We start from the raw sequence: 14,822 nt of genomic DNA on the forward strand, positions 1-14,822 counted from the left end.
TGTTGAGGCGAGCCCCGGGCCCGGCCTATCATGAGGCCTTCTACCGCCGGACCTGCCGCCAGGTCCACCGCCGAAGGCATCCGTCATGAGCGATCTGCAGATCCGCAATTTTCGCCCCGAGGAGATCGCCATCGCCGTCGACTGGGCCGCGGCCGAGGGCTGGAATCCGGGCCTCGGCGACGCCGCCTGTTTCGCGATCCCGGACGCGAAGGGCTTCTTCGTCGGCGAGATCGACGGCGAGCCGGTCGCAACAATCTCCTGCGTCAATTTCGATGATCGCTTCGCCTTCCTCGGCTTCTACATCGTGCGCTCAGGCTTTCGCGGCGCCGGCCACGGACTGCGCATCTGGAACGCGGCGATCGCACATGCAGGCGCCCGCGTGATCGGGCTCGATGGCGTCGTCGCGCAGCAGGATAATTACAAGAAGTCCGGCTTCCAGCTTGCCTACGCCAATATCCGCTATGGCGGCATCGTCGCCGCGCCGCCGAATCCACCCGCCGAAATCGTCGCGCTCGACAATGTCCCGTTCGCGCTCGTTGAAGCCGACGACGCGACCGTCTTCCCGGCCGCGCGCAGCACCTTCCTGCGCGCCTGGATCAACACATCAGGCCATCTCGGCGGCGCGCTGCTGCGCGACGGCGAGCTCGCGGCATGGGGGGTGATCCGGCCCTGCCGGACCGGCCACAAGATCGGCCCGCTCGTCGCCGACGACCGCGGAGCGGCGGAAGCGATCGTGCAGGCGCTGCTGGCGAGCGCAGGCGGCGGCGAAGTCTTCCTCGACGTCCCCGCGATCAATCGCGCGGCCATCGCGCTCGCGGAATCGCTCGGGCTCAAGCCGGTGTTCGAGACGGCGCGGATGTACACAGGGCCGATCCCGCCGCTGCGGATCGACCGCGTCTTCGGCGTGACCAGTTTTGAGCTGGGCTAGCTGGGCGGACGACGCCGCTCAGTAGCAGCGCATGATGTTGACCGTGTGCTCGCCGCCGCCGCGGCCGGGCACCGTCACCTGCTCCGTCGGGCAGCTTGGCACATAGGGCCGGTCGGACGGCACCACATTCGGCGGGAAGCGATGGGTCCAGTCCCAGGGAACGTCGTACGTATAGGTGTAACGCACGTCGGTGGAGGCCGGCTGCCCGGCATCGACGAAAGGCTGGTTATAGCCTGCGTTGTCGTAGAACCCGCCGCCGCCCGGCCAATAGACCCAAGGCGTGTTGCGGCCGCGGAACCGGGCGCCAGGACCGATCTGCGGACGCGCGATCGCGCCGGAAGGCGCGGCGGCCATCCCGTGCGCGGCGGTGGCGGTGGCGCCGGGCCTGGCAAAACCGTCATTGGCAGAAAGGAGCAGCGCGGCTGCGCTGAGCGAGGCGAAGAGCGCCCCATATGATCTGGACATCATGATACGCACCAACTCGTTTGGCTTCGGCGGCTCCCCACCGCACGCTAGGCCGGGCCGTCGCCCACCCGCAAACGTATAATTAATTGTTGGTTAAGGCACGGAATTACAGCGGTGCGGCGGCCATTGCCGCTGTCCCGAAATCGGTCAGCGCGGCAATATCCGGATCGTGACGCCGTGCATGCGCGCCCCGATCATCGGCTGGAGATAGGCGCATTTGGCGTATTTCGCTCGGTAGGCCTCGTCGATGCGATGGTTGATCGCCCCCTCGACCGGCGCAAAGGTGACGTCCTTCATCATGCCTGCCGCGACGATCCGTCCCGCCTTCTGCCGCACCGCGGCCTGGTACCAGTTCGAGTTCCGCCCGTTATACGGGCGCGCGTAGAGCGCATCGTCAACCGCGACCGACCAGATCCAGGTCGGCGTGCCCGGCGTTGCGCCGTCCTCGCGGAACGGCGCAACGTGCAGGTCGTCCGCATCCGCGATACGGCGCAGCTCATCAATTGGCCAGGACGTCATGATGCTCACGCCCTGTATTGGGCATCGGTGACATGTTCGAGCCAGTCGACAGTCTTGCCGCCAACCGATTCCTGGATAGCGATGTGCGTCATCCCGGTCGCAGGCGTCGCACCATGCCAGTGCTTCAGATCAGGTGGAAACCACACGACGTCGCCGGGCCTGACCTCCTCGATCGGGCCGCCCTCGCGCTGCACCCAGCCAAGACCCGACGTGATGATCAGCGTCTGGCCAAGCGGGTGGGTGTGCCAGGCGGTGCGCGCGCCGGGCTCGAAGGTCACCTGCCCGGCACCGACGCGGCCGGGTTCGGGCACCTGGAACAACGGGTCGATGCGCACCGATCCCGAAAACCATTCCGCAGGTCCCTTGCGGGAGGGCTGCGAGCCATTGCGTTTGATGTTCATGTCGATCTCCTTGGCATGGGCGAGCCTTGCAGGCGCGCTCGCAAGCAGCGCTGCTACGAGCACGCTCCGTCGCGATAAATTGCTCACGGCTTCGGCCGCTTCTCGAACACGTCCTTGAACACCGACACTGCCGAGAACGCGTTGGGCCAGCCGGCATAGAACGCAAGCTGCGTGACGACCTCACCGGCCTGTTCCTGTGTCAGCCCGTTATCCATCGCCCGATTCAGATGATAGGTGATCTGCGCGACCTGTCCGGTTGCGACCAGCGCGCTGACCGTAACGAGGCTGCGGTCGCGCGGCGCCAACTCCGGACGCAGCCAGAGATCGCGGAACAATACATCGGTCGTGTATTGCACGAGGCCGGGTGCGACGTTGCTGAATTGCTGGCCCACGCGCGTCGCCCGCTCGGATTCCGCGGCCTCGTTGAGCGGCAACAGCGCAGGCGAGACCGCCGCCAACTGGTCCGACGCGATCTTGCGGGCAGCAAAGACATCCTTCGCAACCGAGACTGCCGACATCGCATTCGCCCATCCCGTGTAGAACGCCAGATGCGTGACGATCTCGGAGATCTCGGCGGGCTTGACGCCGCTGTCGAGCGCCAGGTTCAGGTAATAGGCGAGCTCGACGGTCTGGTTGCGCGCGATCAGCGCTGCCAGCGTGACGATGCTGCGGTCGCGCGCGCTCAACTGCGGACGCTTCCAGAGATCGCCGAGCACGACGGTCTCGCGGTATTTTTCCAGCGCGGGTGCGACGTCCCTGATGCTGTCAGACATCGGTTTGGCTCCTTCGGTTCCCTGCTCGCTCCTCGCCGGCGCAGCGGCAATCAGGCCGAGTGCAGCGATGGCGATGGTCATTCGTCTCACGGGAAACATGGCGCGCCTCGCTCAATAGTCCTGGCGCGTCGGGCGGAACAGGATCTCGTTGATGTCGACATCCTCGGGCTGGCTGATCGCGAGGGCGACGGCACGCGCGAACGAGGACGCGGGGATCGCGACCTGCGCATAGAATTGCTGGATGCGGGAGGCCGCATCGCGGTCGGTGACGCTGTCGGGCAGTTCGGTCGCGACCGCGCCGGGCGAGATCACGGTGCTGCGGATGTTGTAGGGTTTCACCTCCTGGCGCAGCCCTTCGGAGAGCGCCCGCACCGCGAATTTCGTCGCAGCATAGACGGTCGAGCCCGGCCCCACCCTGTGGCCGGCAACAGAGGAGACGTTGATGATGTGACCCGCCTTCTGCGCGGTCATGTGCGGCAACGCCGCCGCGATGCCGTAGAGCACGCCCTTGATGTTGACGTCGATCATGCGGTCCCACTCATCGACCTTCAACCGTTCGAGCAGCGACTGCGGCATCAGGCCGGCATTGTTGAGCATCACGTCGATGCGACCGTGGGCCTTCACACCCGCGTCCACCAGGGCCTTCACCTGCGCGCGGTCGGCAACGTCGGTCGTGACGGCCAGCGCCTTGCTGCCGCTCGCCGTGATCTCGTTCACGAGCGCGGCAAGGCGATCGGCGCGCCGCGCACCGAGCACGACCGCGGCACCCTGTGATGCAAGCAGCCGCGCGGCGGCCTCGCCGAGACCGCTGCTGGCGCCGGTAATGACAACGACCTTGCCTGAGATACCCTCGTTCATGACGTTCAACCTTCTTCAATGCGCGCAGCGACGATCCCTCCGTCGTTCGCGGACGGGATGTCCATTCCGGTGATTTGCTGTCGGCTGAAGCTAGGCCGTTTCCGGCCAAGTGATTAGATGATAAAACCTGAATAGATTTATCGCCTGGGCTAATGAATGGACCGCGACAACGCCAGTGACCTCCTCGCCTTCCTCGCGGTCGCGAGAGAGCGCAGCTTTACGCGGGCCGCTATCAAGCTCGGCATGTCACAATCCGCGCTCAGCCAGATCGTGCGCGCGCTCGAGGAGCGGCTCGGCGTGCGGCTGCTCAGCCGCACCACGCGCAACGTCGCCCCGACCCAGGCCGGCGAAAGGCTGTTCCGGTCGATTGCTCCGAAATTCGAGGAGATGGACGTCGAGCTCGCCGCACTCGGTGAATTCCGCGAGAAGCCCGCGGGCACCATCCGGATCACCGCGACGGAGAATGCGGCCGATGCGGTGCTGCTGCCGGCGCTGGCCAGGATCCTGCCCGACTATCCCGACATCAAGGTCGAGGTCATCATCGACTACGGCCTGTCCAACATCGTCGCCGAGCAATATGACGCCGGCATCCGGCCAGGCGGTCTCGTCGCCAAGGACATGATCGCAGTCCGCGTCGGTCCCGATCTGCGCATGGCCGTGATCGGCGCCCCGTCCTATTTCGCAGGACGCAAGAAGCCCCGCACCCCGCAGGACCTGACCGAGCACAACTGCCTCAACCTGCGCCTGCCGACGCATGGCGGGCTCTATGCCTGGGAGTTCGAGAAGAACGGCCGCGACCTCAATGTTCGTGTCGAGGGACAGCTCGTCTTCAACGGCGCTGGCGCATTGCTCAGTGCCGCGCTGCGCGGCTTCGGCCTCGCCTACATCACCGAAACCCAGGTGCAGCCCTATCTGGTGAGCGGACAGCTCGTCCGCGTGCTCGCCGACTGGTGCCCGCCCTTCTCCGGTTACCACCTCTATTATCCGAGCCGCCGCCAATCCTCGCCGGCGTTTTCACTGCTGGTGGAGGCGCTGCGCTACCGCGGCAGGCAAAACAACACGCGCCCGTAGCCAGTAGCCCGGATGGAGCGAAGCGCAATCCGGGGCCGCTGCATCTGCGGGCGAGAACCCCGGATTACGCTTCGCTCCATCCGGGCTACAAGACCTTGCGTTGCCCGACGGGCAAAACACCCAAACACTCGGTCAACCCGCATCGGCAAAAATATTCCACTTTACCGAAATTCGGAATTGGCGGATAGTGCATCCAATCCGGCCCAAGGAAGAGGGGCGTATCGCGATCGTGTGACGCGCAGTTTCATATGACACCTCCCGGGATCAGCCGGGATTATCCGGGAAACGGTGGGAAGTGATTGGAATGCAAGGGCTTGGGCGGCCCTCGGCGAACTTCGGCGGCACAGACGGCGCGCAAGTTCAAATGTCACCCAGCGGGCGGCCGGCGCGCGAAATAGCCCGGAAAACCTGGAGGCGCCACGCGAACTCGGACTCAAATCCGGGTTTTGGAGAAGCGGAGTCCGAGTTCGACGAAAAATGCCGTAAGCGCTTGTCTGGCAATGACTTAGCGGCGCAGCGCCGCTGCCGGCCACGGGCGAACTCGGACTCGGAACTCGGACTCATGACGGGGCAGGAGAATGCGGGTAGATATCGGATGATCGACTCAACCTGCAGGTTCTTGAATGATCGCTTCACCACGCGATGTCGCAGCCATAGCCCCGCAGCTGTTGCGGTTTAAGGAGCTGTTTGTCGAAGCCTTCGACGAACTCCATGCCGCGACTACCGAGAACTCTCGAAGCAAAAAATATCATATCGGGCCTCACAGCCACTATCCGATCATGACCGTGCTCGATAACGGTTTTCCATCCTTCAGCGAAGCGGGCTTCTATAATGATGGAAGCCCGAGGGACTACGTCGGAGCCATCCGACCGACAGGTCTCTTTGCAATTTTCGGCGGCGGGCACGGGCGTCCCGATTCGGATTTCGTAAAGTCTCTCGAGCTCCGCACATTTCTCCAGAATAACGACATCGGTGAGCGGTTGCGCTTGGGCAGCTCGGGGACCGTTTCTCGCCACCAGGTGAATGCGATGGTCGCTCACGCTGTGGAACGATACATCCACCTCTTCGGGTTGACGGCTCCCGTTGATGTGAAGCGTCGCGATGCAATACTGCGTCCTCTAATTAGGGGTGTAGTTTTCAAAGAACTAAGTCTCCGACTCGTCATTCCAGTCACGCTCACGCATTTTGATGTCCACCACTATCGGCTGACCGATACAAGTTACATCGTCAAACTACCGAAAAAGCTTCAACTCGCCCGCGGCAGCATGAGCACGCGGGGGACCGGCGCCGTAGACATGGTGGTTGGCGCCGCGACGCATGCATTCGTTTCAAATCAATGGCATCTTGACGTTGATGATGTTGATACTGTCCGGCGCTCACTCAATGATAGGTCACCCTCTGGCGCGCTTGATGCAGCGGATAGTTTCCTGGCGGCACTTCGCATCGTGACCGGCATAAGTGCTGGCTATGCACAGCTGCTTTGGGCTCCGCGTGCATGGGCGTTGGAGTATTTTTGCGATCTCACGCCGGTTTATGGAACCACGGTGCGTCGATATCCGAGCCATCTTGACAACTTCGGATGGATTCGCACCGGTGAGACAGTCCCGAAGGAGGCACTGCCTGAGTTGCGTCGTGTTTACCGGGCGATTATCGAGAGCGAGAGCGAGGCAATGCGGCTAGCGCTGAGACGACTTAATGGTTGCCTCTCCCGAACTGATGCTGCAGACGCAATCCTGGACGGCACAATCGGTCTTGAACTGCTCCTCGGCGACACCCAGGGCGAAGCATTGTCGTACAAACTACGGCTACGGGCTGCTGCACTCGCGTCCCTGCGGAACGATCCAGCATTTCCCCCGCAAGAGGTTTCCTTCAAAGTAAAACGCTTGTATGAGGCAAGGTCTGCGATCGTCCATGGCCAACGGAAGACTCGCTCGAAAAGGGCCTTGGAGTCGGCGTCGCGCGACTTGACCAAGGAGCGTTTGCTGGCCGCAGAATTGCTGCGGTTCGTTCTGGACGTTCTTCTCATTTACCCTCAGTTTCAAGACGAGCCGCTAAGAATCGACTCCGGGCTTCTCCTGCGCGGAGACGATTTAAGTCTGGGCGATATCGGCGGTTAGCTAGCAATTGCCTAGCGGCATTTTTTAGTGGCCCGATCTGAAGTCGTCGACCGCACGGACGTCATGATCAACTCCCGCGCCTGGTGCGCCTTGTTGCTGCGGGCCACCGAATAAGTCAGCTGCACAGGCCGCATGCGGAAGCCGGCGAACGTCTTCCGGATCTCCGGGACGTCGTTGATCGACATGATGAAGCGGCCTTTCAAGCCCCGTAAAACATCCGCCATCTGGGCGTATTCCGACCGCTCGAACAGGCCGGCGCCGTAGTCCTTTTCGCCGCCGAAGTACGGCGGATCGAGAAAGAACAGCGTGCCCGGCCGGTCGTATCGGCTGATGAATTCCGCCCATGGCAGGCACTCGATCGTGACGCCGGCCAGCCGCTCGTGCAGCTCGTCCAGCATCGGCGCGAGCTTGGCCACGTTGAAGCGCGCGCCGGCCGGATCGACGCCGAAATTGCGGCCCGCCACCTTGCCGCCAAACGCCGTGCGCTGGAGATAGAGAAAGCGCGCGGCCCGCTCCAGGTCGGTGAGCGTCGCCGGGTCGGATGCCTTCAGCCGCTCGAACTCGGTCCGCCCCGTGATCTGCCACTTCAGCATGTCCATGAAGGGCACGTAGTGGCGTTGCAGGATGCGAAAGAACGTCGCGACGTCGCCGGAGCGGTCGTTGATGATCTCTCCCTTCCTCGGCCGCCGCCGGCGCAGGAAAACGCCACCCATGCCCACGAACGGCTCGGCATAGGTCTCGTGTGGAATCCGCTCGATGCATGCGACGATCGTTTTCGCCAGCTGTTTCTTGCCGCCGATATAGCCCGCGGCCGGCTTCACCGGCTTGTAGACAACCCTTGAACTCATCTCTTCGAATCGCTCCGCCCCGCCTACGGTCGCCGCGCTGCGCAGCAGCGGCGGGTCGGCGAGGACGGTTACTCTCGTCGTGCGGGTCAGTCTGCCAGGATAGGCCCGCGGTTGCAGCGTTTGCGCGCTGTCGACCCCCGCCACTACCGTGCCGGGGGGTAACCCTCACTCATCCAGCGCCTCGTCGAGGCTCGCCGGCATCTCACCTGGTCGGTAGGCGAAGCCGGGATCGATGCCTTCGGGCACCAACACAGTTCGCGTGCTGCCGTCCGGAAGGTTGATCGTGCGTTCGACCATCTGCGAGACCGGCGCCTGGTCGGAAACCGTGAGCCCGTAGCGCCGCAGATCGTCCTCGGAGAGGCTATCGACCCAGCAATGGCAGCCCCAGCCGTTCGGCGGGTAATGCGTCTGCCACCACGGGTCATCGACCGGCAGAATCGTGCCGTCCCAGCTCTCGTGCAGCGGGCGCGGATGCTTCTGGCCTTCGAGATGGCGATAGATGAGGTACGGCCGCGTGCGCTTGACGCGCTGGATCTGATCCCAGCGGCCGGCGGCATAGGCCGTGCTCATGTTTGTGTCGAAGATTACGCGGCTGCGCCAGCCGCGCGATCCGTTGTAGCTCCAACCGTGGTCCTCGACGATGCGGTCGAAGTCCTTTCGGAAAGATTCGAGCGTCTCGCCGCTCTCGATCGCCTTGTTGACGGCATCGTGGAAGTCGGCGACCAGGCCATCGGTCATCGCGCCGGCGACGGTGAAGCTGGCCGAGTGCTCTTGTTGCCAGAGATCTGTCCAGGCGGCGGTCGGGACGTTCGTTTTCTTCTTGAGGAAGTTGATCGCCTCAGTCGGATTGGTTGAGAACGGCAGCACCTCGGCGTGCAGCGATGCCCAGGAGCAGCCGCAAGCCCGCCTAATCGGTGTGCCGTGGTACTTAAGCATCCGGAATCTGCGCCCGACCTGTGAGATTGGCGACCACGCGCGCCATCCGCATCAACCCCGCGAGATTCCGCTCGGCGATTCCAGGCTTCAGCTTGCGCAACTCCTCCTGGACCTGGTCTAGCGAGGTCGAGCGCTCGACGACGGCGCGCACCTCGTTGATGATCGCATCCGCGCCGGATCCGCAAAGCCGCTCGGCCTGGTCTGCCAGCGCCGCGATCGGATCATGCACCTCTTGCATGCGCGTGGCCGCATTCAGCGATGGCGCGGCCGAGAACGCATCGCCGCCAAATCCGCCGAAAGACGGCGCCTGCGCGGGCGCGACCAGCAATTCGTCGCCGTCTTCCGGCACGGGAATGCCGAGAAGCTCGTTGAAGAACGTCTTCTTGACCTTGAGGCCCATCGGCACGAGCTTCGTGGCGCTCTCGACGGTCAATTGAACGTCGGTGTCTTCGGACCGGCCGATGCGAAGCCGCGGATAGGCCTTCTGCGCGCCGAATTGCAGATCGATGCCAGGTCGAACCAGATCGCGGTTGAGAATTGCGCTCAACGCCTTCGCGTCAGCGCGCTCGATGTCCTCCTGAACCTGCCGGTGCTCCTGGCCGACGGCGTGTCCGCCGGCAATTGCATCAGTCGTCGCAGTCTGGCCGAGCACGGCCTTGGACACTTGCTGGTCGAGCCAGTCGCAGCGCTTCTGGTAAAGGTCGCTGCCGGGGCCGACGTTCTTGGATTCGATGAACTCGATGTTCATCATCTCCGGGATGATCGCCGCACAGTCGCCGGCAATGTTAGCGACCGCGTTGAACAACGTGTCCTTGTCACCTTGCGAGGAGCCTGCCGGATACTTGCCGACACGGACCGGTTGGCCGAAGGTTTGCGTGAAGATCGCCCAGTCGCGCTGAGTGAACGCCTTGAACATCCACGCCCACGCGACCAGGCGCGAGAGGCCGGATCGGATCGGCAGCCCGGACTTCGCGCGGATCACGGTGGTGATGAACTTGAACGGCGCCAGCGTTGTCTCGCCCGATGACGTCATGGGCACTGTGCCGACACCATCAGCGCTGTAGTCGCCGAGCAAAAGCGGCGTCTCTCCGTCGTTGCGGTCGAAACGAAACCAGCGCGGATCGCGCCAGGCGAGCTTCTTGACGGTCCAGTCACCTTCGGACGTGTCCCAGATGATCTCCGTGACGCTGACACCCTTGCCGATGGCATCGAGCATGTCGAACAGTTCGTCCTGGAGCGTGTCGCGCTTCAGGACGCCCTCAACCCAGGCCGCGTGCGCCTTTGCATCCGGCGTATCCTCAGCGGGCTCGACCGTGATGTCGAGCTGAGAGACTTGCCGCTTTCGCGTGCCAAGGACGCCGGCATAATGCAGGTCGCGCTCCTCGATCTGCTCGGCCAGCTCGAAGAAGCGCAGCGGATCGTACGCATCGGCTGCCTTCAGTATGTTGGCGAGCCGAATAGGATTGAGCCCATCGGCCGGGTAGCCCGAGATCGGTGACCTCACGCTACCGACGCGCGGGCCGGCGATCTCTTCGGTCAACACTTCGCGCTGGATAGCGCGGCCGAACTGATCGAGGATGGGTGACGTCTTGACGGCCATTAAAAGCCTCCTCGAATTCGAGCGCCCAACGGAGCCTTCCACCAGGCGCGGCCGGTGTCTCTATCCTCGTCGCCGGACGGGTTCTCAGGATCACGAGTCGCCGCCGAGCGATAATCGAACTCGACCAAGTTCGCCCGCGTTTGCGCATAGGCCAGCACCAGCGCAATCGCGACGTCGCCGTGCCGCTTCTTTCCGTCAGCGCCCTTGGTGCGGATATCGGGGACGCGTGGAACGCCCTTGATGGTCTGCACCAAGGCCAGATCGTCGAGGCCATCCGCGTCCTTCGGCAGCAAAATACTACCGTCCTCGAAGGCGCTCTTGAGCGGCGGGAAATTTTCCAGGTACCACTCGGTCGACATCTTGACCTGCTCGATGCGGAGCGGTCCGTACTTCTGCGCCGCGACCTCGGCGAGGTAGGCGCCGTTGCCGGAAGCGTCCATCTTGCCTCCGACGAAGCGCGGCAGGCCATCGCAGAGATAGAAGAGCACTTGCCGTTGCTGCTCGAACGGGATGTTCGACATCTCGATCCAGAACGGCACGGTCCGCCGCAGCGTCTTGCCGATCTCGATCGGTATCAGCACCGAAAGGTCGAGGTTGCGCGCGAAGTCCTGGCCGAAGGCGTGCTGGCGCTCCGGATCGAGCTTCTTCAACAGCGGTTCAAGGTGCTCTTTGCACCAGTCAGCGATGTCGGCTTCGCGGTACTCCTTCGGCAGGAAGGTGAACTCGGCCGGCCGCGGCAGGCGCAGCACCGGCGCATCCATCACCATGCGCGCCTCGATCAGCGCACGCGGCAGATAGACGCCGCCGCCCTGCGAGGGAATGCAGAAAAGCTCCTCGTCGGCGGCGTCGCCGTAGGACGCGATGATCTCGGCGCGCCACTTGGCTTCGCCCTCCGGCGTCCACTCCTCGCCCGTAACAAGGCAGATTCGCTGGTAGAGGCCGTCCTTCAGCGCATCGTCGAAATCGTAGCGCTCGACGTGGTAGGGTTTTCTCTTGGCACGCGCGTCCTCGATCACCCGATTGAACGGGTTGGCCACGCCGAGATGTGTAGAGATCACCAGGACACGGCCGCCCCACATCAGAAGCGCGAGCGCCGCCTTCATCATGGCGTCGAGATCGTCGTGGAACGCTGCCTCGTCGAGGATGACGAAGCCCTGCATGCCGCGCAGCGAGCGTGGCCGAGACGGTAGCGCGATGATCTCGAAGCCAGAGGCGAAGCGGATACGGAACGCCTGGATGTTGCTATCGGGATCGCCGTCGTCGAAGACGAATTCCTGCACCTCGGAGGCGGCTTCCTCGAAGCTCTTCGCCCACATGCCGCAGACGTCGATGAACTCCCGCGCCATCTCCTTGTTGTAGCCGATGTAGAACACGTCCATGCCACCGGCCGACTTGACGGCCGCGGCGGTGAGCGCGGCATCGGACGCGACGCCCCAGGTCGCGCCGATACGACGTGACTTCTCGCAGATCGTGACATTATGGCTCGCTGTCGAATTCAGCAGCCGCTTCTGATAGCCCAGCAACACACCTTCGATGCCGCCCGCATCGCGCGCGAGCTGCGCGCCGACAGCCAGGCCGGCGCGGCGCGTCTCTGCCCATTCGGCATCGGAGATGGTGCGGGCAGACTCGGTCATAGCCGAAGGAATCTCATTTCGTTCATGTTTTCAGCAGCGCCACATTGTGATTGGCTCCTTGCAACCAGGAGGAGAGAAGATGACGCAAGGTGGACCGGGTAACGAACCGCAGCCCGAAGAGCGGAAGATCAACATTTCCCAATCTCTCAATGCGCAAATCGCAACAGGCGGCTCACTCATGATGGCGCTTCAGGCGGTCCTCAAGTACGCCGTCTGGCCGGACCGGATGAAGATCGATGCTCCAACTCCGAACAGCCGGCTCGAATTTCTCGCCAAGGAGGCACTCCGCGAGATCAAGAACGCTACGGCCAATGGCTTTCCGGCAGCCGACGAGGCAGCGGGAAAGCAAACTGCCCTTATGATTGTCGAGCAGATCGCCGGCGCGATACGGAAGGAGATTGAGTCTCGCCATGAGTAGTCTCCCTTAAGACCAGTTCCAGAAGCCTTGCGCGCCGGCAGACGGAATCGGCGTTTCAAACCGCTTGATGTCCGACAGCGGCCAGCCATAGAGGCTATGGTCAAGACGGGCGCTGTCCGCGATCGGCGTACCCTTGAAGATGTCGAGCACGCTGCGAGGCTCGCCGATGACGGCCGAGCCTAGCGCGACACTGAGCGGAGCCATGTGAAGATTCGCGTGCTTGCCGTGCGCCCTCAATGCCGCGAGCATTTGGCTCACGACTGGTCCGGCAATCCGAGCGTCAAGCGCGGACTCGCCACCGTCGATGCGATCGAGCAGATCTTCAAGCTCGACGAGCGGCGGCCGGCGCGCGCTGGCGTGGATGACAATGCGCTTGCCGACCAGCCTTGCAAGGTGCGGCTTGTCTGTGAACATCCAATCGCGGAATTCGTGCGGCTTGGCGCCGAGGATGATCAGCGTTGCCCACGGCTGATAGACGGTCAGCGCCTTCGTCCCGGCCGGCAGATCGAACGCCTTGAGCCCCTGTTCGGCCTTCTCGACAACACGAACCGCCTCGCGATGGTTGTCGCTGATGCGGCCGGTGGTTCGGTAGCTCTCGTAGACGGCCGCTTGCAGCGGCCTCGGCACCATGCGCCAGTGACGCGGGCACATGAAGATATTGCTGCGGACGTTCGTCTTGCAGCCCTCGATCGGACACTCGTGGCTCATGTCGCATCTTCCTCCTGACTGAAAGACGTTGGTGATGACGAAATGGATCGACGTTGCCACGCCGATGCCGGCGAAGATGATCCAGAGAACGAGACACAGCGCCGGCCGCACCTTGCTTCTGCGCTCAGCCCTCAGCCGCGTGTCGCGCTCGTCGAGGTGATCCCGTGAACTCATGAGGCTTTCTTCTCGATGCCGAGAATTCGGCTCTTGATCGCGTCAACCGTCTCGGCCGTGAGACCTTTGGTCCTCGCGACGGTCTCGACGGCCTTGATTGCGTTTTCCTTCAGCTCGGCCGCGATCTTGCGGCGGCCGTCGGCGCTGATGCGCTTGGCTTCCTCGGCGTGCTTCAGCGCGCGCGACGTCATCATCAGCATCTCGGCGGTGTCGCCGTCGGCGCCGAGCTCGCCGGCGTTGCCGAGCATCTCCGAGATCAGCGTTTTGATCGTTTCCGCGACCATCAGGGTCAGCGAGTTGTCACCGGCCTCGTCCAGCTTCGGCGCGATGATCGCAGCGATCTCGCGGGTCTCTTCCAGGCGCCGTCCGAGCAACGCGACCCGCATGGCGGTGCGGTTGAAAGCCGAGCGCGAGATTTTCTCCGGCAAAGGTGCGCTGGCATCGTTGGCGAGCGAAGCCGCCCTTAAACGGGCGTTGAACTCGTCCAGAATTTCGAGCTGGCTGCGCTTCCGTTCCTTGAGCTGCTCAAAGGCCCAGACCTTGGCTTCATCCGCCCATTCCGGGAGCTTGTCGATCTCCGACAACCGGCCGCGGCGGGCCTTTGCGTGCTGTGCCATCGGGCGCTAGCCCTCCGGCAGGCTGGGACGCTTGATGCCCTCGATCAGAAGGCGTCGCTCGACGTGCTCGATGCCCTTCGGAGCAAGCGTGACAATCACGGCCGTGCCAGCGCTGACCTTCGTCGCCGCGCCCATGTCGACGAGCCAGTTCAGCTCCTCGCGAATCCAGTCGCGCGATTTGGCGATTGCAAACGACTCCAGCACCTCCTGAAGCATGCTGTCGCTCGACGAATAGTTCGACTGCTGATGCAGCCAATGCAAGATGATCAGCCGCGCGTGCTCTCGAATGATGTCCCGTCCCATCAGCTCATCACCTTCTCGACCATAGCTTCCTGGATGCGATCGGCCATCGCGGCGATCGGCTTCATCCGCTCGGTCAATTTGCCGACCTCGGTCTGCATGCCCGCCAACGCCATCTCCAGCCGATGCGTGACATCCTTGTCGGGCAAATGCGCCATGTCGGCTTCGAGCTTGACGACACGGTCCTTGACCATGTCGCTCTCAGCCTTGACCACGGACGTGCGCACGATCGCGGCTTCGCGATCATCCTTCTGTGTCTTCTCGATCGAATCCAGCCGTGCGTCGATCTTCTTCGCGCGGCCGTTAAGGATCGGGTAGAGAAACGCAGCGAGCGCTATGGCGATCGACACCCACGGCGCCCAATCAATAAAGTTCACGTCTCACTTCCCCTTTGCAAGCCGCTCGCGTTGCCGCTTCTGGCATTCACGCGTGGCGTCGGTGTTGGCATTGGCTTC

Annotated in this window: 17 protein-coding genes; 4 read left to right on the top strand and 13 right to left on the bottom strand. The window is 63.3% G+C overall.

Annotated features, from left to right (window positions below):
- The first annotated feature begins 85 nt into the window (after positions 1-85).
- Entirely contained in the window at positions 86-928 is an 843-nt protein-coding gene (locus ABIA90_RS18300) for a GNAT family N-acetyltransferase (protein WP_283016814.1), read from the top strand.
- Positions 929-946: 18 nt separating this feature from the next.
- Here ABIA90_RS18300 and ABIA90_RS18305 read toward each other — a convergent pair whose 3' ends face one another.
- The 5 genes from ABIA90_RS18305 to ABIA90_RS18325 form a co-directional block, all read right to left on the bottom strand.
- On the bottom strand, positions 947-1,396 hold the full coding sequence (locus tag ABIA90_RS18305; protein WP_354117895.1) for a hypothetical protein: 450 nt from the start codon (positions 1,394-1,396) through the stop codon (positions 947-949).
- Between the two features lie 144 nt (positions 1,397-1,540).
- Positions 1,541-1,912: a DUF2255 family protein gene (locus ABIA90_RS18310; RefSeq protein WP_071917396.1), complete on the bottom strand. Its 372-nt coding sequence runs from the start codon at positions 1,910-1,912 to the stop codon at positions 1,541-1,543.
- Between the two features lie 5 nt (positions 1,913-1,917).
- Entirely contained in the window at positions 1,918-2,313 is a 396-nt protein-coding gene (locus ABIA90_RS18315) for a (R)-mandelonitrile lyase (RefSeq protein WP_354117894.1), read from the bottom strand.
- A gap of 83 nt (positions 2,314-2,396) precedes the next feature.
- Entirely contained in the window at positions 2,397-3,185 is a 789-nt protein-coding gene (locus tag ABIA90_RS18320; protein WP_502917984.1) for a carboxymuconolactone decarboxylase family protein, read from the bottom strand.
- A gap of 12 nt (positions 3,186-3,197) precedes the next feature.
- Positions 3,198-3,944, bottom strand: a complete 747-nt coding sequence (locus ABIA90_RS18325) for an SDR family oxidoreductase (protein WP_354117893.1) — start codon at positions 3,942-3,944, stop codon at positions 3,198-3,200.
- A gap of 156 nt (positions 3,945-4,100) precedes the next feature.
- Between ABIA90_RS18325 and ABIA90_RS18330 the strand changes: the two genes are divergently transcribed.
- Entirely contained in the window at positions 4,101-5,015 is a 915-nt protein-coding gene (locus ABIA90_RS18330; RefSeq protein WP_354117892.1) for a LysR family transcriptional regulator, read from the top strand.
- 623 nt (positions 5,016-5,638) lie between these two features.
- Positions 5,639-7,132 carry a hypothetical protein gene (locus ABIA90_RS18335; protein ID WP_354117891.1) on the top strand — a complete coding sequence of 498 codons (1,494 nt, stop codon included), beginning with the start codon at positions 5,639-5,641 and terminating at the stop codon, positions 7,130-7,132.
- Positions 7,133-7,143: 11 nt separating this feature from the next.
- Here the strand turns inward: ABIA90_RS18335 and ABIA90_RS18340 are convergent, their stop codons facing one another.
- From ABIA90_RS18340 to ABIA90_RS18355, 4 genes are all read right to left on the bottom strand, one after another.
- The gene (locus ABIA90_RS18340) at positions 7,144-7,980 is read right to left on the bottom strand and encodes a DNA adenine methylase (protein ID WP_354118360.1); all 837 of its coding nucleotides are present in this window, start codon (positions 7,978-7,980) and stop codon (positions 7,144-7,146) included.
- A gap of 165 nt (positions 7,981-8,145) precedes the next feature.
- Positions 8,146-8,916 (bottom strand): phage head morphogenesis protein, encoded by a 771-nt coding sequence (locus ABIA90_RS18345; protein ID WP_354117890.1) that lies wholly within the window; start codon positions 8,914-8,916, stop codon positions 8,146-8,148.
- The gene (locus tag ABIA90_RS18350) at positions 8,909-10,516 is read right to left on the bottom strand and encodes a DUF935 domain-containing protein (RefSeq protein ID WP_354117889.1); all 1,608 of its coding nucleotides are present in this window, start codon (positions 10,514-10,516) and stop codon (positions 8,909-8,911) included. The genes ABIA90_RS18345 and ABIA90_RS18350 overlap by 8 nt, the downstream gene beginning before the upstream one ends.
- Positions 10,516-12,150: a terminase large subunit domain-containing protein gene (locus ABIA90_RS18355; RefSeq protein ID WP_354117888.1), complete on the bottom strand. Its 1,635-nt coding sequence runs from the start codon at positions 12,148-12,150 to the stop codon at positions 10,516-10,518. Before ABIA90_RS18355 ends, ABIA90_RS18350 begins: the two co-directional genes overlap by 1 nt.
- A gap of 79 nt (positions 12,151-12,229) precedes the next feature.
- Between ABIA90_RS18355 and ABIA90_RS18360 the strand changes: the two genes are divergently transcribed.
- On the top strand, positions 12,230-12,568 hold the full coding sequence (locus ABIA90_RS18360) for a hypothetical protein (RefSeq protein WP_354117887.1): 339 nt from the start codon (positions 12,230-12,232) through the stop codon (positions 12,566-12,568).
- A 6-nt stretch (positions 12,569-12,574) separates the two neighbouring features.
- Here the strand turns inward: ABIA90_RS18360 and ABIA90_RS18365 are convergent, their stop codons facing one another.
- The 4 genes from ABIA90_RS18365 to ABIA90_RS18380 are packed head-to-tail and all read right to left on the bottom strand — an operon-like array spanning position 12,575 to position 14,744.
- Positions 12,575-13,450, bottom strand: a complete 876-nt coding sequence (locus ABIA90_RS18365) for an ASCH domain-containing protein (RefSeq protein ID WP_354117886.1) — start codon at positions 13,448-13,450, stop codon at positions 12,575-12,577.
- Positions 13,447-14,067 carry a DUF3486 family protein gene (locus ABIA90_RS18370; protein WP_354117885.1) on the bottom strand — a complete coding sequence of 207 codons (621 nt, stop codon included), beginning with the start codon at positions 14,065-14,067 and terminating at the stop codon, positions 13,447-13,449. The genes ABIA90_RS18365 and ABIA90_RS18370 overlap by 4 nt, the downstream gene beginning before the upstream one ends.
- Positions 14,068-14,073: 6 nt before the next feature.
- Positions 14,074-14,370 (bottom strand): VpaChn25_0724 family phage protein, encoded by a 297-nt coding sequence (locus tag ABIA90_RS18375; RefSeq protein WP_354117884.1) that lies wholly within the window; start codon positions 14,368-14,370, stop codon positions 14,074-14,076.
- Positions 14,370-14,744, bottom strand: coding sequence for a DUF2730 family protein (locus tag ABIA90_RS18380; protein WP_354117883.1), 375 nt, complete (start codon positions 14,742-14,744; stop codon positions 14,370-14,372). Before ABIA90_RS18380 ends, ABIA90_RS18375 begins: the two co-directional genes overlap by 1 nt.
- Positions 14,745-14,822 lie beyond the last annotated feature (78 nt).

It is taken from the genome of Bradyrhizobium sp. LA6.8 (assembly GCF_040547935.1).
In the GTDB taxonomy this organism is placed as follows: domain Bacteria; phylum Pseudomonadota; class Alphaproteobacteria; order Rhizobiales; family Xanthobacteraceae; genus Bradyrhizobium; species Bradyrhizobium barranii.